At 62.6% G+C, this 17,277-nt stretch carries 22 protein-coding genes and 1 pseudogene; 8 read left to right on the top strand and 15 right to left on the bottom strand.

The genetic code is table 11. The features are described 5' to 3' along the window. Positions 1-100: 100 nt before the first annotated feature. The 3 genes from AR689_RS14350 to AR689_RS14340 are packed head-to-tail and all read right to left on the bottom strand — an operon-like array spanning position 101 to position 1,649. Complete coding sequence (locus AR689_RS14350; protein WP_062071212.1) at positions 101-604, bottom strand: GNAT family N-acetyltransferase; 504 nt, start codon at positions 602-604, stop codon at positions 101-103. Continuing rightward, entirely contained in the window at positions 605-1,276 is a 672-nt protein-coding gene (locus AR689_RS14345; RefSeq protein WP_062071210.1) for an O-methyltransferase, read from the bottom strand. It abuts the gene before it with no gap. A 40-nt stretch (positions 1,277-1,316) separates the two neighbouring features. Further along, entirely contained in the window at positions 1,317-1,649 is a 333-nt protein-coding gene (locus AR689_RS14340) for a thiamine-binding protein (protein ID WP_062071208.1), read from the bottom strand. A gap of 92 nt (positions 1,650-1,741) precedes the next feature. Here AR689_RS14340 and AR689_RS14335 point away from each other — a divergent pair, with 92 nt between their 5' ends. Continuing rightward, complete coding sequence (locus tag AR689_RS14335; RefSeq protein ID WP_062071206.1) at positions 1,742-2,371, top strand: TetR/AcrR family transcriptional regulator; 630 nt, start codon at positions 1,742-1,744, stop codon at positions 2,369-2,371. A gap of 81 nt (positions 2,372-2,452) precedes the next feature. Beyond that, positions 2,453-2,983, top strand: a complete 531-nt coding sequence (locus AR689_RS14330) for a DUF5684 domain-containing protein (protein ID WP_062071204.1) — start codon at positions 2,453-2,455, stop codon at positions 2,981-2,983. A 14-nt stretch (positions 2,984-2,997) separates the two neighbouring features. Here AR689_RS14330 and AR689_RS14325 read toward each other — a convergent pair whose 3' ends face one another. The 4 genes from AR689_RS14325 to AR689_RS14310 all read right to left on the bottom strand — a co-directional run bounded on the left by AR689_RS14325 (position 2,998) and on the right by AR689_RS14310 (position 5,481). Further along, positions 2,998-3,309 carry an AzlD domain-containing protein gene (locus AR689_RS14325; RefSeq protein ID WP_062071203.1) on the bottom strand — a complete coding sequence of 104 codons (312 nt, stop codon included), beginning with the start codon at positions 3,307-3,309 and terminating at the stop codon, positions 2,998-3,000. After that, positions 3,306-4,064 (bottom strand): AzlC family ABC transporter permease, encoded by a 759-nt coding sequence (locus AR689_RS14320; RefSeq protein ID WP_062071201.1) that lies wholly within the window; start codon positions 4,062-4,064, stop codon positions 3,306-3,308. The genes AR689_RS14325 and AR689_RS14320 overlap by 4 nt, the downstream gene beginning before the upstream one ends. Next, positions 4,061-4,495: a DoxX family protein gene (locus tag AR689_RS14315; protein WP_062071199.1), complete on the bottom strand. Its 435-nt coding sequence runs from the start codon at positions 4,493-4,495 to the stop codon at positions 4,061-4,063. The genes AR689_RS14320 and AR689_RS14315 overlap by 4 nt, the downstream gene beginning before the upstream one ends. A gap of 98 nt (positions 4,496-4,593) precedes the next feature. Continuing rightward, the gene (locus AR689_RS14310; protein WP_062071197.1) at positions 4,594-5,481 is read right to left on the bottom strand and encodes a glycerophosphodiester phosphodiesterase; all 888 of its coding nucleotides are present in this window, start codon (positions 5,479-5,481) and stop codon (positions 4,594-4,596) included. A gap of 50 nt (positions 5,482-5,531) precedes the next feature. Here AR689_RS14310 and AR689_RS14305 point away from each other — a divergent pair, with 50 nt between their 5' ends. Next, complete coding sequence (locus AR689_RS14305) at positions 5,532-6,878, top strand: DUF445 domain-containing protein (RefSeq protein WP_062071195.1); 1,347 nt, start codon at positions 5,532-5,534, stop codon at positions 6,876-6,878. Between the two features lie 40 nt (positions 6,879-6,918). Beyond that, positions 6,919-7,347: a VOC family protein gene (locus AR689_RS14300; RefSeq protein WP_062071193.1), complete on the top strand. Its 429-nt coding sequence runs from the start codon at positions 6,919-6,921 to the stop codon at positions 7,345-7,347. Between the two features lie 42 nt (positions 7,348-7,389). Here AR689_RS14300 and AR689_RS14295 read toward each other — a convergent pair. The 3 genes and pseudogenes from AR689_RS14295 to AR689_RS14285 form a co-directional block, all read right to left on the bottom strand. Then, positions 7,390-8,119: pseudogene (locus tag AR689_RS14295) on the bottom strand (5-oxoprolinase subunit C family protein). 110 nt (positions 8,120-8,229) lie between these two features. Next, positions 8,230-8,979 carry a LamB/YcsF family protein gene (locus tag AR689_RS14290; RefSeq protein WP_062071191.1) on the bottom strand — a complete coding sequence of 250 codons (750 nt, stop codon included), beginning with the start codon at positions 8,977-8,979 and terminating at the stop codon, positions 8,230-8,232. Beyond that, complete coding sequence (locus AR689_RS14285; RefSeq protein ID WP_062071188.1) at positions 8,963-9,778, bottom strand: hypothetical protein; 816 nt, start codon at positions 9,776-9,778, stop codon at positions 8,963-8,965. Before AR689_RS14285 ends, AR689_RS14290 begins: the two co-directional genes overlap by 17 nt. A 199-nt stretch (positions 9,779-9,977) precedes the next feature. Between AR689_RS14285 and AR689_RS23095 the strand changes: the two genes are divergently transcribed. Further along, positions 9,978-10,142, top strand: a complete 165-nt coding sequence (locus AR689_RS23095) for a hypothetical protein (RefSeq protein ID WP_231745527.1) — start codon at positions 9,978-9,980, stop codon at positions 10,140-10,142. 75 nt (positions 10,143-10,217) lie between these two features. Next, entirely contained in the window at positions 10,218-11,531 is a 1,314-nt protein-coding gene (locus AR689_RS14280) for an MFS transporter (protein ID WP_062071186.1), read from the top strand. Between the two features lie 14 nt (positions 11,532-11,545). Here the strand turns inward: AR689_RS14280 and glsA are convergent, their stop codons facing one another. After that, entirely contained in the window at positions 11,546-12,574 is a 1,029-nt protein-coding gene (gene glsA / locus AR689_RS14275) for a glutaminase A (RefSeq protein WP_062073805.1), read from the bottom strand. A gap of 46 nt (positions 12,575-12,620) precedes the next feature. Beyond that, positions 12,621-13,001, bottom strand: coding sequence for an META domain-containing protein (locus tag AR689_RS14270; protein WP_062071184.1), 381 nt, complete (start codon positions 12,999-13,001; stop codon positions 12,621-12,623). 433 nt (positions 13,002-13,434) lie between these two features. Here AR689_RS14270 and AR689_RS14265 point away from each other — a divergent pair, with 433 nt between their 5' ends. Beyond that, the gene (locus tag AR689_RS14265) at positions 13,435-13,749 is read left to right on the top strand and encodes a hypothetical protein (RefSeq protein WP_062071182.1); all 315 of its coding nucleotides are present in this window, start codon (positions 13,435-13,437) and stop codon (positions 13,747-13,749) included. A gap of 20 nt (positions 13,750-13,769) precedes the next feature. On the opposite strand, the gene AR689_RS14260 is transcribed toward AR689_RS14265, so the two are convergent. Then, positions 13,770-14,507, bottom strand: coding sequence for a GAF and ANTAR domain-containing protein (locus AR689_RS14260; protein WP_062071180.1), 738 nt, complete (start codon positions 14,505-14,507; stop codon positions 13,770-13,772). A 135-nt stretch (positions 14,508-14,642) separates the two neighbouring features. Between AR689_RS14260 and AR689_RS14255 the strand changes: the two genes are divergently transcribed. Continuing rightward, the gene (locus tag AR689_RS14255) at positions 14,643-14,852 is read left to right on the top strand and encodes a hypothetical protein (RefSeq protein WP_062073804.1); all 210 of its coding nucleotides are present in this window, start codon (positions 14,643-14,645) and stop codon (positions 14,850-14,852) included. Between the two features lie 75 nt (positions 14,853-14,927). Here AR689_RS14255 and AR689_RS14250 read toward each other — a convergent pair whose 3' ends face one another. Then, the gene (locus tag AR689_RS14250; RefSeq protein WP_062071178.1) at positions 14,928-15,149 is read right to left on the bottom strand and encodes a hypothetical protein; all 222 of its coding nucleotides are present in this window, start codon (positions 15,147-15,149) and stop codon (positions 14,928-14,930) included. A 196-nt stretch (positions 15,150-15,345) separates the two neighbouring features. Continuing rightward, positions 15,346-17,208, bottom strand: coding sequence for a dihydroxy-acid dehydratase (gene ilvD, locus AR689_RS14245; protein WP_062071176.1), 1,863 nt, complete (start codon positions 17,206-17,208; stop codon positions 15,346-15,348). Between the last annotated feature and the right edge of the window lie 69 nt (positions 17,209-17,277).

Below are 17,277 nucleotides of genomic sequence, written 5' to 3'. Positions count from 1 at the left end.
GCGCCCGATGTCAACCCGGGCGATCTTCAGCCGCACCGCCCGTGATCACCATATCCATACGGGTCAGCGGTGGGAACAGCTTGCGCGCATTTTGCGCCTGCTAAGGCCCGACGCCGGGACGCACCATGCGATGTTCCGGCAGCGAGTACCAGGATGGGTCGCAGTGCTGGCGTTTCCCGTCCGGCACAAATCCGTTGCGCCGGTAAAAGGCTTGAGCGCGCGGGTTGTCATCCAGCACCCATAAGTACGCCGGACCGTCGCCGATCAGCGTGTCCACCAATTTCTGCCCCACACCCCGGCCATGAACGCGTTCCAAGGTGTACAGCATGAAAAGTTCCCGTTCGCAGGGGCCGTCTTCATCTTGCCCGGGACCTGCCGCGCCAAGGCCCACCAAGTGTCCCTCGGGGTCATGGGCCAGCATCCGGGTGTGGCCCGCAGCGATGAACGCGCGGTACCGTTCGATGCGGTTGGGCAGCGCCGCTTCCTGTTTCTCGAAGAACTCAGGGGGCAGCAGGCGTCCGTAGCTCTCTTTCCAGGACTGGACGTGCATGAGTGCCATGGCCTCGGCGTCGTCAACCGTCGCCGGACGAATCGTGAAATCCACTTAGCGGACCAGCGCTATCGCGAAGCCGTCCCAGCCCTTGCTTCCAACGGTCTGGATGGCGGTGGCATCGAGGCGCGGATCCTGGCCCATCATTTCCAGTGCGGCCACAATGCCGGGCGCGTTCACTCGGTCCCGTCCAGGTTCCAGGATGGCACCGTCCCAGATGACGTTGTCCAGCACGATCACGGTTCCCGGACGCCCGAGCCTGATGGCCCAGTCGAGGTAGTTGGAGTCATTTTCCTTATCAGCGTCGATGAACACGAAGTCAAACGGTTCCTGCCCCGCCAGCGTGGGGAGGGTGTCCAGCGCAGCACCTACCCTGATATCCACTTTGTGGCCGACGCCGGCGGCATCCACGTTGGCCCGCGCAACGTCCGCGTGCTTCTGGAGGAATTCGCACGTAACTATCCGGCCGTCGTCGGGCAGTCCCTGCGCCATCCAGATGCTGCTGAACCCGGCCAGGGTTCCTATCTCAAGCGCCCGCCTGGCCCCGGACATCTGCACCAGCATCCGCAACAGCTTGCCCGCGTTGGGTGCCACTTCAATCGCCGGCATGCCGGCCTCGACGGCGGACGTCAGGGCGCGCTTATGGGCGGGGTCCGGAAGGACGACGACGTCAGTGAGGTAACGCTCAACGTCCACCCAACCAGGCTCGGTAACGTGTTCAATCATGGCCCCCAGTCTGGCACTCACCGTACCTTGGGGGAAGGATCTAGTCCGTTGCGGAAATGGCGTCTTCGAGCCGTTCAACCTTGCCGGTCAACTCGCCGCTGTACCCGGGGCGGATGTCCGCCTTGATCACCAGGGAGACGCGGCTTCCATAGCGGCCGACTGCCTCGGTGGCGCGCTTGACGACGTCGAACACCTCGTCCCATTCGCCCTCAATGGTGGTGAACATGGAGTCCGTGTGGTTGGGCAATCCGGACTCGCGGACGATCTTGACCGCGGCAGCCACGGCATCATGCACGGAGGCGTCGGGGGTGGGTCCGCCGTTGGCGGCGGAAGCGGGCTGGCCCGAAGGCGCGACTGAGAATGCAAGCAACATGAAATCCAGTGTTTCACGTGCCGGTTTGTCATATAACAACGTACTCCCGCGTAACAACGGACGCGCGGCGCTCCGTTGCTACCCTGACAAGCATGGAACAGCCCTCTGAACGCAAGCCCCTCAGGGCCGACGCCGCACGCAATGTGGACAAAATCATCACCGCCGCCCGGCAGTGCTTCCGCGAGCACGGCCCCGAAGTACCCCTTCAGACCATCGCCGCCACCGCTGGAGTTGGCCCCGCAACACTGTTCCGCAACTTCTCGGACAAAGAGCAATTGGTCCTCGCGGCACTCTCACGTCAACTCCGATTGCACGTGGACCCGGTAGCCCAGTCTGCCCTCGAGGGCATGGACGCTGCGGAGGGCCTGATTAACGTCATCGACGCCGTCATGAAGGTTGCCAGCGATGACGCCAACCTCCTGGACGCCGTCGCCGGCCGACGCGGGCTCCTCGTAGGCATCACCGGTGGACTGATCGGCTCCATGGCCGTCCTTCTTGAGCGAGGCCAAGGGCAGGGTTCCCTGCGACGCGATATCACCATCGAGGACATGGTCCGCTTGGTGGCCATGCTGATCGGTGCAGTGGACACCATGGAACCGGGGTCTGAAGCCTGGAAGCGTCCTGTGGCGCTGATCGAGGACGCCATCCGCACGGAGCGCCCGTCACGGCCGCTTCCGGAACAGTCGGGTATCCCTGGGATGACCTTTTCTGAGGCAGTCTAGGCACCAACGCCCTGCCCGATAGCTGCCGATGGTGACTCCTGCCCATGGCGGGACCGCCAAGGGGACCGTAGGGTCAGTTGCATGAATATTCCCCTGAGCTCATACTCTTCCAGCGGAGCCGATTCCGCACTAGCGGTCGGCCTTGGCCTGCTGTTCATGGTGATCTACTTTGCGGTGATTTTCGCAATCGTCGGCGTGCTCTACATGGGAATCTTCACCAAGTCCGGCCGGCCCGCGTGGGGTGCCTTTGTGCCGGTCTACAACGGAATAAAGCTCTTGGAAATCGCGGGCCGCCCCTGGTACTGGTACCTGCTCTTCTTCATCCCGTTCGCAGGCATCTACTTCAGCATCGTGTCCATGAACGACCTCGCAAAATCATTTGGAAAGGACGCAGGCTACACAGTTGGCCTGGTCCTGTTGCCGGTGGTTTTCGTGCCTATGCTTTCATACGGCTCCGCACGCTACCTCGGACCTGCTGCCGGGCAGCAATTCGTGGCTTACCCGCAGGGTTATGCCCACCCGTACCCGCAAGGCTACGCCCAGGCGCCGATGCAGCAGCCGCCTGTACAGCAACCGCCGGTGCAACAACCCAGTGGTCAGCAGTACCGCTAGCCCCAACCAGGTAACTAGCCCCAACCCAGCAGCCGCAGCAATGCTGCGGCTGCTGCGCCTGAAATCACGACGACGAGGAACGGCGCACGGAGCCAAAGGGCGACGCCGGCGGCCACCAAGGCACCTATGCGGGCATCAAGGACCAGGCCTTGTCCTGACGCCACGGCGTTCACCACGGTGAGGGATGCCAGCAGGCCAATGGTCATGGTGCCGGCAACGTGCATGATCCGCGGGCTTTCCAGCAGCTTGGCCGGGACGAAGTAGCCCACCAGCTTGGTCAGGTATGCCAGGGCGCAGGCAATGAGTATCCACAGCCAGAGGTTCATTTCCTGCCCCCGTGTTCGCGCCGGTGCTTCTCCGCGTACGGATCTACGTCCGGTTCCAGGCCTTCATCCATGCGTGCGTGGCTGAACCAGCCGATCACGCCGGCCACTACTGCCGCCACAAGGATGGGAACACCCGACGGAACGAATGGCACGGCCACGATGGTGGCAAGGGCACAGGCGGCGGCAATCGCCCAGGGTTCGCGACCCCTTAGTCGTGGCCACAGCAGGGCCAGGAACGCCGCAACCGCAGCACCATCCAAGCCCCATTGTTTGGGATCGCCCATGGCGTCACCGGCCAGCGCACCAATAGCCGTAAAGATATTCCACAAAATGAATATGCCGATTCCGGCTGTCCAGAACCCGCGTCGTTGCTCGTCGGGATCAGACTGGCCTGACGCCGTCGCCGTCGATTCATCGATGGTTACATGCGCGGAAACATAACGTTTCCACCCGCCGGGGCGGAGCATGGCGTTGATCTGCATTCCGTAGATGCCGTTGCGAAGCCCCAGCAGCGCACTGGCCGTCATGGCCGCCACCCCGGATCCACCGCCGGCAACGACGCCGATGAAGGCGAACTGCGAACCTCCGCTGAACAGCAGGAGGCTCAGCACCATCGTCTGCCAGAAGTCGAACCCCGATGCCACGGCCAAGGCTCCAAATGACACGCCGTATAGACCGGTTGCGATACTGAGGGACAGTGCCACCTTGAACGCCGGGGACTCCCGCAGTTTCAAGGGAGCCGGACCTCCGCTCATTTCCGCAGGCTCCACGACCACAGGATGAGTGGAATCTGCAAAGGCAAACGAACGGTGTGGATACGCCGCTCGGCAGCTGTCCCCTTCGGACCGTAGGCGCGCCGAAGTGCATCTATATGCCCGGCAAGGAATGCGGTGAACATCGCAGTGGTGGCGTCTGCGGCCACCCGGCGCGTGGCAGGGATCAAAAGTCCGACGGCGGCAGTCACCTCAAGCAGGCCCGAGGATGCGACCCATTCCTCGCGGGACATAACTGCCAAGGGACCGTTGGGACGGCTCCCCGGCTCATCCTTGCGGCACAGATAATCCGGCACCACCGGGTAATAGAACTTGGGCGTGCGGAAGTGCTTCGCGGCGCTGGCCAGGAGCAGTGCGCTTAGAGCTACTGCTGAGGTGGTTCGGGTTGCTTGGGCTGACCAGCGAAAAGACATGAGACCACTCAATCACAAGCAGGGTGGCGCCCAAAGCCGGACCCAAGTAAGTAGCAGATCAGGCCGTTCTGAGGCTCCAGAACGACCTGATCTGCGACCTAGTTGGACACCATCAGCTGTGCGAGCACCTGCGCCGGCTTGTTGGTGGTGATTTCATGGATGCCAAGGCCCTGGCACAGGGCCACGTCCTTCTCCGAGTCAACGGTCCACACCCGGAAGACCCGCCCCGCCTCCAACCAGCGCTGAACGTTGCGCGCGTGCTCCCGGATGTAGTCAATACCCGGACCGGCAAGATGAACTTCACCTGCATCCAGGACCCGTTCGGCCTCGAGCTGGGTTGCCCGCATGACGTTTGCCACCGCCCCGCCCGTCAGGAACCCGAGACCGAGCTCCTGCCGGATCTCTTTCACGGTGAAGTCATCCACCAACTGGCAGATGTATTCCTTGGGAACGCTCTGCAACAGGCGCTGAACGGAGTCAGTATCAAAGCTCATGAAGGAGATCCGGATGTTCTCCAGCCGGGACTCCCCAGGCGTCCAGCCTTCCTCCTCCAGCAGGGCAAGAACACGGTCCTCCAGTTTCAGCCCGTACGGGCTGGGGTGCTTGAGTTCAATAGCCAAACCAATGTCGCGCCCTGCAGCGCGGAGGATGTCCAGCAGCTCCGGCAACGTCAGGAATTGATCGGACACTCCCCCATACGCGTCCGGAATCCGCGCACCCTTCCACGACGAGAAATCCAACGCCCGGAGCTGCTCCAGGGTGTGTTCACCCACCGGGCCCGTGCCAGTGGAAGTCCGGTCCAGGTTCGCGTCGTGCAGCAGCACAACATGTTGGTCCCGGGTCAGGTGGACGTCGCACTCCACACCGTCGGCACCGTCGGCAATGGCCTTCAGATAGGCGGCCCTGGTGTGCTCGGCAAAGGCTGCACTGGCACCGCGGTGGGCGTAGACCTTGGGCCGGCTTGGGGCGAAGTCGTCGCTAGTCATGCAGACACGTTAGCCCACCCCGCTGCACTCCCGGGGGCTACGCTGGGCTAATGCAGGTGAACTCTGAACAAATCCCGGCCGAAGACCTCACCACCCCCACTCCTCTCGCTGGTGCCGTGCCCAAGCGAGGTGCCTCCACCGTCGTCGAACCTTCCGCTGGCGACATGGAAAAAGCGGCTGCGTTGCTCCGCATGAAACGGCTGGCCTTGGCTCTGCTGATCGCCATGGCGGTGATCTTCACGGTGGCGTTCGCGTTCCAGAAGCAGTACCCGTGGCTTGAATACGTCCGTGCGGCGGCCGAAGGCGGCATGGTGGGTGCACTGGCCGACTGGTTCGCCGTCACGGCACTGTTCAAGTACCCCATGGGCCTGAAAATCCCGCACACCGCCATCATTCCGCGTCGAAAGGACCAGATCGGCGAATCGCTCAGCGACTTCGTCGAGAGCAACTTCCTGTCCCAAGAGGTTGTGCAGGAAAAGTTGGCCAGCATCGACATTGCCCGCAAGGCAGGCACCTGGTTGTCAGCACCTGGCGGGGCAGAGCGCGTAGCCAAAGAAGGCGGCGCGGTGATACGGGGTGCGTTCACAGTTCTGAACGACGACGACGTCCAGTCGGTGATCGAAGGCATGGTCCGCAAGCACCTGCTCACCCCGCCCTGGGGACCGCCCGTGGGCCGGATGGCCGAGCGCATCTTCGCTGACGGCCACCACCACACCTTGGTTGACCTCCTGGTTGACCGCGCGGCCGACTGGGTGGACGCCAACCATGCAACGGTTAACAGGCTCGTCTCGGATCGCTCGCCCCTCTGGGTGCCCACGTTCGTTGACGGTTTGGTGGGTGACCGCGTGTACGTGGAACTGTCCAAATTCGTTCGTGCAGTGCAGGCAGACCAGAACCACCAGGTACGGCAGTCGATCGACGCCTACCTCGCAGATCTTGCCCAGGACCTGCAACACGATCCCGCCATGATCGAGCGCGCCGAATCCATCAAGGCCCAGATCCTCGGCGACCCCGAGGTCCGTGAACTGGCGTCCCGCACGTGGGGAACGGTGAAGACTGCGCTGCTCAACGCCGTCGACGATCCCGACAGCGAACTGAGCCAGCGCTTCAAGAGCGCCGTCCGCGACTTTGGCCACCGACTGGTCAACGACGACGAACTGGCCGGCAAGGTCAACACCTGGATTGGCGACGCTGCCGGGTACCTGGTGAACACGTACCGTTCGGACATCGCCGGCGTCATTTCCGATACCGTGGCCCGCTGGGATGCCGAGGAAACATCGCAAAAAATCGAACTTCAGGTGGGCAAGGACCTCCAGTACATCCGCATCAACGGAACCGTGGTGGGCGCCTTGGCCGGCTTGGCGATCTTCACGGTGGCGCACCTCCTGTTTGGGTAAGTCTCTGGAGCTATGAAGTCTGCCTTGGTAGCTTCAACTCATGCCTATCAAACTGGAGAACGTCGGTATTGCCGTTCGGGATCTTGAAGAAACCATCGCCTTCTTCACGGATCTGGGGCTCACAGTGTTGGGCCGGGACACGGTCAGCGGTGAGTGGGCGGACACCGCCGTGGGGTTGGACGGCAACCACGCAAAAATTGCGGTGCTCCAAACCCCGGACGGCCAAGGCCAACTTGAGCTCTTCGAATACCTCCACCCTGACGCGATAGAAACGGATCCCACCCTTCCCAACGAGATCGGCATGCATCGCGTGGCTTTCTCGGTTGACGACATCGACCACGCCCTTGAGATAGCCGCCAAGCACGGATGCCACCCGCTGCGCGGTGTCGCGAACTACCAGGACGTCTATAAGCTCACGTATCTTCGCGGCCCCAGCGGGATCCTGGTGATGCTGGCACAGAAACTCTAGAGGGAGCTGGCCAGGAGAGTGCAACGCTGACTTTCGCCCTTCTCAGCCCAACAGATGCACCATTTGCCCCGGCCTGGCTTGGCCGATCAGGTCCACGTCCTCGTCCCGGACTACTGCGATCACCGGCGACTCGGCAGTATCCGGGTGGCCGGCCAGGGCAACAACGGGAAGGCCCGACGGCGGCAGCAGGACAGAGCCCGATACCAGCGGTTGGCGCTGGCGTTCTTCAGCACCGGCATGCAGGGAAGCAGCGGCAACGTCAAGTGGACGACCCGTCAGCCGCGCACCCACCCGATCCGATTTCGGCGAGAGAATCCAAGGTTCACTGGTCAATCGAAGCCACGTGCCGGCGTCGAAATTCGATGCCTGAGGCCCGCGAGAAACCCGGACCACCACCGGGCGTTCCGGATCCACAGCACGCCGGGCGGGGTGGTTCACGTCGGGGAAACCATGGCCAAGCGGCCGCCCGAATGTCAGAGCCGCACCAGCGCGTAGGACCTTTTCTTGTGCCGCCTTGCGCCAAAATTCCGCCTTGGACCCCCAGGTAGTACCGGAGACCAAACAGGGCGGGGCCGAACTCAAGCACCGCTCCAGGAGAGACCCGAACCGCTATGTTCAGTGGAAGTTCCTTGCCGTTGAGGGTCACCATGCCCTCGGCGCCGGTGACCGCCACGGCCGAGCCCGTCACGAACCTCAGCTTCAGCCCGCCCAGCAACACCTCAAGTCCGGCGGCGGAGTCCGGGTTACCCAAGAGGGCATTGGCCAAGTGCATGGACGCGCGGTCCAATACGTGCTCCTGACCGAGGATCAGCGTGTTTGACCCCGGCTCCACCACTACGGCACCCATCGGACCTCCCCAGTCACTGGTTTACGGAGACGGATTTATGCGAACGCTTCAATCTCAACGCCGGCCTTCTCCAAGCCCTCCCGAACCGCAGCAGCCATGTTCACCGCACCGGGCGTATCGCCGTGAATGCACAGCGAATCGGCCTGCACTGGAACCAGGGTTCCGTCTACGGCCAGCACTTCCTTGCGCGTTGCGAGCCGCACGGCCTGGGCCACGACGGCGTCTGGGTCATGCAGCACGGCACCTTCCTGGGTGCGCGGTACCAGCGTCCCGTCCGGGAGATAGGCCCGGTCCACGAATGCTTCGCGGAACACCGGGTGCCCGGATTCCTCAGCGAGCGTCAGCCACGCTGACCCTGGCAAACCCAGGACCGGCAGCCCGGGATCGTAGGCGTGGACGGCCGCCACTACGGCTTCGGCCTGCTCAGCGTCACGGACGATCCTGTTGTAGAGCGCGCCGTGGGGCTTCACGTAATCCACTGAAGCTCCCACCGCGTGGGCCATGCCGTCCAAGGCGCCCAGCTGGTAGAGCACATCTCCGAACAACTCATCGAAGGTCATGTCCAGGGAACGCCGTCCGAAGCCAGCCAGGTCCCGGTACCCCACGTGGGCGCCGACGCGGACATCCAGTTCGAACGCCGCACGGCAGCTGTCCAGCATGGTGAGGGGATCCCCGGCGTGGAAGCCGCAGGCCACGTTTGCGCTGCTCACGATGCGGAACATCGAGGCGTCGTCTCCCATGGTCCAGGAGCCAAAAGACTCCCCCAGGTCAGCGTTCAGATCCACCGTTACCGCCTTCCAGCGTTGTGTTCAGGGCATTCTTTGGCGCGTTCGGGAGCAGCTCGCCGGGTACGGTATCCGGGAGCGGACCGAACGCTTCCTTGGCTGTGGACACCACGGCCCGGCCCATCATCAGGTTGCCTGCACCACCTACCACGGCGCCCACGCCGAACGGCAGGGCGCGTCCGAGGAACGCGGTACCTTGCCGTTTCAGGAGGTTTTTCAGGAACGCACGCTGGATGGAGTCGCGGATGACGCCAAATCCACTTCCAGGAATCTTCTTGGTGAGCGTCCGGCCCCACGCGTTGGTCACTCCTTTGCCACGACCCAGCGACTGGCCGCTCAGGGCACCCAGCATGGACGTGCCTTCTTCTCCCAGCATGATGGCCATGACCATGGTTTGAGCTCGAACGGGATCAGTCAGCCGGATACCGTGCAACTCCGCCAAGGATGACGCATAGAGCGCGGTGGTCTCCAGGAAGCCCACGGTTGCGAGCGCGGATAGTCCCAGCGACGCCGCGGTTCCAATGCCAGGCACGACGGCGGTAGCGCCTACCGCTGCGCCCCCGCCGGAGATGGCCAGCAGGTAGTGGCGTTCCAGTTTGGCTGCAAGCTGGGCCGGTGAATCGTTGGGGTGCCGGCGTTGGAGCCTGCGAAGGTTTGCCAGGACCAGGGGCCGCTGGACTTCCACAGCCTTCAGTAACGCACTGTGCACTCCGGGCTTGGCGTTGCCTTGCTGGTCAAACACAGCGTTATGGGCTGTTTCCTGGGCGATCTTCACCGCCGGGTTGGGGCGCTTGGGCATCTTCACCTCTCCTTGGCAGCTAGTCGTTTTACGGGGAACTGCTGGCTTCAGCCTATGCCACGGCCTCACCCTGCGAGTGCCGTTGAAGGCCGTATGTGGACAGTATTCCGCGGAGAGCGGACCCCGCTTCGGCCATCCTCCGGCGTAAACTGGGAGGCACTCACGGAAGCAGTCCATGCAAGGACAGGAAGTATCCGTTATGAATGGCTCGGACAAGAACGAACATGCCGACCGGCACCACGCCGACGCCCCGGCGGAGGGTGAAACTGAAGGCTGGGTTCCGCACGATACCGGTTTGCACAGCCAAGACCCCGCAGAAGGTGCGGACATCGACGACGACGCGCCGCCGTCGGGCGCTTCATAACCTGGTTCCTCCCGGACTTCGTTCCGGAGACCGGGTGCCAACCACCGCGCCAAGGCACAGGTTTAGGCTGAGGGAATGGCCTCGCTGAGAGCGTTGCGTCCCTTCGCGCACCGGGAATTCCGGGTGTTGATTTCTGCGCTGTCCATATCCATCTTCGGATCCGGGATGTGGGCGGTGGCGATGGTTTATGAGGTCATCCACCTTGGTGGCGGCCCGCTGGAACTGTCCTTGGTTGCCACCGCAGCCAGCATAGGTTTGGTGGGCTTTGTCCTGGCGGGCGGTATCGCGGCCGACCGGTTCCCGCAGCGGCTCCTCATCATTGCGGTGGAAGGCGCCAACCTGGCCGTCATTGCCACCATCACAGCACTTGCCATGTTCAATGTGATTCAGCTGTGGCACCTGGCCGTGGGGGCCTTCGTCCTGGGTGTGGGCCAGACGTTCTTCTTCCCCGCGTATTCGGCCATGCTTCCGCGCATCCTGCCGGCCGACGACCTTCTGGCTGCCAATGGACTGGAAGGAACAGTGCGGCCGGTTTTGCAGCAGGCAGCGGGCCCGGCCATCGCGGGGATCCTGGTGGCGGTGCTGTCCCCGGCCCATGCCGTGGCCGGTGTGGCAGTGTGCCACTTGCTGGCGTTTGGGATCGTGAACCTCCTGAGCCGTCAGGCTTCTGGCCCGGGTGAAACCGTTCCGGACACTACAGCCCCGGGAACCGGCAGATCCTCGCTGATCAAGGACCTCCGAGAGGGATTCAGCTACACCATCCGCACACCGTGGCTTCTGTGGACCCTGATCTGGGCCTGTTTGTCCGTGCTTTTCCTGATCGGTCCCATCGAGGTCCTGCTTCCGTTCGTGGTCCGCGATCAATTGGGCGGCGACTCAAGGACGTTCGGTTTCCTGCTGGCAGTCATGGGAGTTGGCAGCGCCGCCGCCGCGCTGGCCACGGCAACGTTCCGCCTTCCCCGGCGCTACCTCACCGTGATGGTGGTGACCTGGGGACTGGGAAGCCTGCCGGTTGCTGCGATCGGGTTCATGGACAATTTCTGGGTGCTCGGCGCCGCGATGCTCATCTTTGGTGCCACCGAGGGAGTTGGCATGGTCATCTGGGGGACGCTGCTGCAACGGCGAGTGCCCCGGCATTTGTTGGGTCGGATTTCCAGCCTGGACTTCTTCGTTTCACTGGCGTTGATGCCGGTTTCCATGGCCCTTGCCGGACCTCTGGCCGAGGTGGTTCCTCTCTGGCTCATCTTCTTCATCGCCGGCCTGGTGTGCCCCATCATGGCCTTCGTGGCACTCTTCGCAGCACGCATGATGACGGATGAGATTGAGAATCCCTTGGCCGCAAACGCCGCTGATCCGGAAGGTGCAGACACCCAGCCCGACTCTGTGTAGCGCGTACGCTCGCCTCAGTGCGAGCTGGCCTCCGCGGACCCTTCCGCCGGGGCATGCGCTTGGGATGCGAAGATGTTCAAACCCAGCACCCGGGAGAGATACGCGGTGGCCTGTTGCCCGCGGACGCTGTTCCCGGCGGAGTCCAGACGCGGCGAGAAGGTCCCGATTCCTGCCTTGCCGGGTGACACCGTGAGCAGTCCGCCGGAGACCCCGGATTTGCCCGGGAGCCCGATCTCGAAGAGCCATTCCCCCGATCTTTCGTAGAGCCCGTTGGCCGCAAGGATGGCTAGGGTATCCCGGCAAACTTCAGCGGAAACCACCCGCTTGCCACTCACGGGATTGACCCCGCCATCGGCCAGTGTGGCGCCCATGATGGCGAGGTCCCGGGCGCTGATGCGCAGCGAGCATTGCTTGGTGTAGACATCCACGACTTCCAACGGATCGCGGACCATCCTGCCGTAGCTTTCCAAGAGCCGGGCAATGGCGCGGTTCCGGGTATTGGTCGCGGATTCAGAACGGTAGACCTCTTCATCCAGCACCAACGTACGGCCTGCGAAAGCCGACAGTCCGCTGTGAATGCTGTCCCACTGATCGTCCGCCGTTGTGCCTGGTACCAGGGCGGTGGTGGCCAGCGCACCGGCGTTGACCATGGGATTCATGGGGTGTCCGTCATTGAGTTCTATTGCCATCACGGAGTTGAAGGCCAAGCCGGTGTTGTTCACGCCCACCAAGTCAGCCACGGCACTATGCCCGAGGTCCTCACACACCAGGGCGTAGACGAAGGCTTTGGAGATGGACTGGATGGAAAACTCCACCTCGGCATCGCCGGCCACATGCACTCCGCCATCCACCTCCACCACGCAGACGCCAAAGAGATCAGGGTCAGCGTGCGCAAGAACGGGGATGTAGTCTGCCGCCGAGCCATCACTGCACGCACGGTTCCGCTCGTATGATGCCGCTACCAGCGAATCGACCTGATCCCAGCCGGGCAATGTTCCGGTTGAGACTGCCTGTTCCACACCCTCACCACGTGAATCCTCCACGGTGTCCCCCACGATTCGTTGAAACTGATGCCTGGACGGGACCCGGTTACTTGCCGGGTACAAGCGTCCCGATCTGATCCCCGCCTTGGCCGAACACCGCCAGCTTCCCGTCTTCCTGGATTTTGGCCGTCGACGCATTTGAAAGCCAGGTATCCACGCCTTCGCAGGCCATCCGGGTGGAGGCGAAACCCCCGAACGAGATGGTCTTGCCGTCCTCTTTCCACGATCCCATGAGCCTGTTGCAACCGTCAGTTCCTGCGGCGTTGCCATCTGATGTGAGGTCCAGGGAAGGTTGCCTGGCGTCACTTGGATCACCCCACATGCCGACGAAAGGGCTGGTGCCGCTTCCCGCGCAGCCTGTCAGGACGACGGCTGCCATGAAGGCCAGGGAAACAGCGCGAATGATGCGGGGCTTGGTCTGCGCCATGCGGTCAGTCTAGGTTTACGCACTTCGGCCGTCTACCGGGTCGTGCGGTCGGTCGCGACTCAGACGACCGACCGCACTAGCCCGGTTTACTCAGTGATGGCGCCCCGGGCGGGCCCCAGAACCCGCCACACCCATCACTGCCAACTCCGTCGGTGAACCGCAACGCGGCCGAAAAGGGCGACGGCACGGACGCGGTTCAACGACTTGGGCACTGGATATGTGCTTTGACCTGCGGAAACGTGACGCGGACTTAAAAACAATTTCTTCCTGTTGTCTTTTGCCAAAGTAATGGGGTGGACTCCGGGTTCATGCTCCGCGCCCTCGAGCCAGCGAAGTTCCTCGAAAAATCACCCCGAATCGCCAACACTTTTCGACCTGTCAGAACACTCATAAGCAGTAGGAAAGAGCAACTGACGCCCCGCAGGAGCAGAATATGAAGTTATCCCAAGGCCCGGCCTTCGCAACCACTGTGTCGTTGACGAGCGCTCCGGACATCCACCTTCTCTACATGGTGGGCCTGGTTTTCGTTGCAGGCATGGCATGGTTGGGCACGGTTGGCCTTCTGCTCTTGCTCGGACCATTGGCCATGCTCTTCTTGGGACGCACCAAGCTCCGCAGGGTCGTGGCCACCGGCGTCACTGGCCCGGTCAGCGAGCCCGACGGCGGTGCGTCGCCCCCGCCCCCGCCGTCGCCACTGAGCGGCGGCGACCAAGCAGGGCAGTTGTATCAAACAGCCCGCTTGTACTAAGAGCGGTTCGTCAAAACTGGCTAGTCCTCAAAGCGCAGTTGGTTGTCACTACTGCCACTGAGGGTGGCGATGATTTCCGACGCAACGGCATGCAGTTTTTGGTTTCGGTGGCTTGATGCCTTGGTCAGCACGCTGAATGCTTCGTCTTGGCTGCAACGATTCTGAGCCATGATGACGCCGCAGGCGAGGTCAATGACCGTTCTGGAGGACATCGCCGTCTTCAGGTCTGCGTTGAGTTGCTCCACGGTTTCCACCCTGATGGCCAGGCGCAAGGTACTACCGGCAACGTCTGCGAAGGCGGCAGCTTCAGCAATGACAGCATCCGTGAAGGTCCCGGCTGTGGGTGCGAAGAAGTTGATGACCGCCTGCGAGGTCTCGCCCAAGTCCATAGGAACGCCCAGTGCACTGTGGACGCCCTCAGCTGCCAGGGCCTTGCTGTAGAGCGGCCAGTTGGTGTCGGTGCTGACGTCGGCCAAGAGCATCGGACGCCCGGCGTCCAACGCTGCCAGACAGGGGCCCTGCCGAAGTTCCTGTTCAATCTTGTCCAGATACACGGCCCTTTCGCTGCTGCCTGCAACAGTGGATGTCCGTTTGCGCCGGCGCAGCGTCAGGGCGCAGTCGATGTTTTCGCCGGCCACCTTGCTCATGGCATCACAGGCGAAGCCGGTCACCCCATTGAGGATTCCGTGGATGTCTGAACTGCCGACCACCAATTCGTGCAGGCTTCTGATGTGTTCGGCACTTCCGGTAGGTTCCATGAGCCTAATCGTAGGAACACTTAGGCCTCCCGTCACCCATTGTCCGCGAAACCCAGGAGAGGTACAGTCTTTATGGTAAGGTACCTGATCAAATCACTCCGAGAGCGACCCGCCGCTTGCAACGGGATACCTGCCATGGAAGATCCACGTAGAACAGCGCGAAACCTCATACGCAACCGGACGATCGATATTGACGACCTGTGGCTCAGGTATTGGGCCCAGGGAGGGAATGCTCCCGTCCTCGAGCTTGACGCCTACGTCTTTGAGATCCAGGAGCGGCACCCTTTCGAGCTGCGGATCCTGTCGTGGGCGCTCGAAGACCTCGGCATCGACGCGCCGCTTTGAACGGAAGCACCGTAACAGTCAGCGCACGACGGCGGGAACCTCCCGCCGTCGTACGCTTTCGCGATGCGAGGTGAATTATCCGGCTTTTCCGGCCAGCGCGACCAGCACGCCTGCGGCAGCGAAGTACTTGTTACTCCCCAGATCCCGGACGGTTTTGATACCCAGGTCAGCGAGCAGTTCGGCGTGTTTGTCGGTCAGTCCGGCAAGCGCCGACGGCGGGGCCGCCAGGATTTCATCGAGGGTGGAGTTTTCGTAGGCTTTATCGAGTGCTTTGCCCAATTCAACAGAAACAGCCAAGGCATTTCCTTTCATCGATACGGAACAATTGCAAACGTGCTGTAGACCATTAGCCCTGTCCGGGCCGCATAACGATCAAGATAGCCCACAATGGCGCACATTTGGCACCCCGCACCCCGACGAATTGAATAATCCACGGAATCATCCCTGACGTGGCGTGCTGCCAAAGTATGACCGCAGATTCCGGGTTTCACCGCTAGAGGTTTTCCACCAGTGAGACGTCCCGGACGGCACCCTTGTCTGCGGACAGCGCCATGGCGGCGTAGGCGCGCAGTGCGGGAGACACGTGGCGTTCGCGGTCCTTGGGCTTGTAGCCGCCGTTGACCAGGAGCTTTTCGCGGCGCTCGGCCAGGATCTCATCGGAGACCTGCAACTGGAGGGAGCGCTGGGTGATGTCGATGCTGATGATGTCGCCGTTCTCCACCAGGGCGATGGTGCCGCCGGAGGCAGCTTCCGGGGAGATGTGCCCGATCGACAGGCCGGAGGTGCCGCCGGAGAAGCGGCCGTCCGTGATGAGGGCGCACTTCTTGCCCAGGCCGCGGCCCTTGAGGAACGAGGTGGGGTAGAGCATCTCCTGCATACCCGGTCCACCTCGAGGGCCTTCGTAGCGGATCACCACTACGTCGCCTTCCTTGATGGTCTTGTTCAGGATCTTCTCCACGGCTTCGTCCTGTGACTCGCACACAACTGCGGGGCCTTCGAAGGTCCAGATGGACTCGTCCACGCCTGCGGTCTTCACCACGGCGCCGTCCACTGCCACGTTGCCGCGCAGCACAGCCAAGCCACCGTCCTTGGAGAACGCGTGTTCCACCGACCGGATGCAGCCATCTTCAGCGTCCGTGTCCAAGGAGGTCCAGACGTTTGACTGCGAGAAAGCTGTGGAGGAACGGACACCACCGGGAGCGGCGTGCCACAGCGCTTTGGCTTCTTCTGTTGCCTTGCCGCCGCGGACATCCCAATCATCCAGCCATCCGTCAAGGTCGGTGGAGTGCACCGAGTGGACGTTCTTGTGCAGGAGGCCACCACGATTCAGCTCACCCAGCAGCGCCGGGATGCCTCCGGCACGGTGCACGTCTTCCATGTAATAGGTCTTGTTGCCGGCAACGTTCGGAGCCACCTTGGCCAGGCAAGGAACCTGGCGGGACTTGGCGTCCATTTCGGCCAGGCCGTAGTCCACGCCTGCTTCCTGGGCCGCAGCCAGCAAGTGCAGGATGGTGTTGGTGGAGCCACCCATGGAAATGTCCAGGGCCATGGCGTTGTCGAACGCTTCAGCGGTGGCGATGTTGCGCGGCAGGACGGACTCGTCGTCGCCGTCGTAATAGCGCTTCACCAGCTCAACAATCGTGGAACCGGCCTTCTCGTACAGCGCCTTGCGGGCGGTGTGGGTGGCCAGCACGGAACCGTTGCCCGGCAGGGCCAGCCCGATCGCTTCGGCCAGGCAGTTCATGGAGTTGGCGGTAAACATGCCTGAGCAGGAGCCACAGGTGGGGCAGGCGTTCTCTTCGATGAGGTTGATGTCTTCATCTGAGATGGATTCGTCCACAGCGTCGGCAATCGCGTTCACCAGGTCAAGGGAGCGCACGGATCCGTCGGTCAGGGTCACGCGGCCGGCCTCCATGGGACCGCCGGAAACGAACACCACGGGGATGTTCAGGCGCAGGGCGGCCATGAGCATGCCCGGGGTGATCTTGTCGCAGTTGGAGATGCAGACCAGGGCATCAGCGCAGTGTGCGTTGACCATGTACTCAACGGAGTCGGCAATCAGATCACGGGATGGCAGCGAGTAGAGCATGCCGGAGTGGCCCATGGCGATGCCATCGTCCACGGCGATGGTGTTGAACTCGCGCGGCACAGCGCCTGCGGCGAGGATCGCGTCGGAGACGATCCGGCCCACGGGCGCCAGGTGGGTATGGCCGGGGACAAACTCGGTGAAGGAGTTGGCGACGGCGATGATCGGCTTGCCGATGTCCGTGTTGGCAACGCCGGAGGCACGCAACAGCGCGCGGGCTCCGGCCATGTTGCGGCCGTGGGTGACAGTTCTTGAGCGTAGTGCAGGCATGAATACCATCCTGCTGTCGTTCGTCACATGGCGGAAGACGGTGCTGCTACTAGTACTGAAAGTACCAGA

This window comes from Arthrobacter sp. EpRS71, assembly GCF_001512285.1.
Taxonomy (GTDB): domain Bacteria; phylum Actinomycetota; class Actinomycetes; order Actinomycetales; family Micrococcaceae; genus Arthrobacter.
This window is presented reverse-complemented; position numbering and strand designations above follow the sequence as displayed.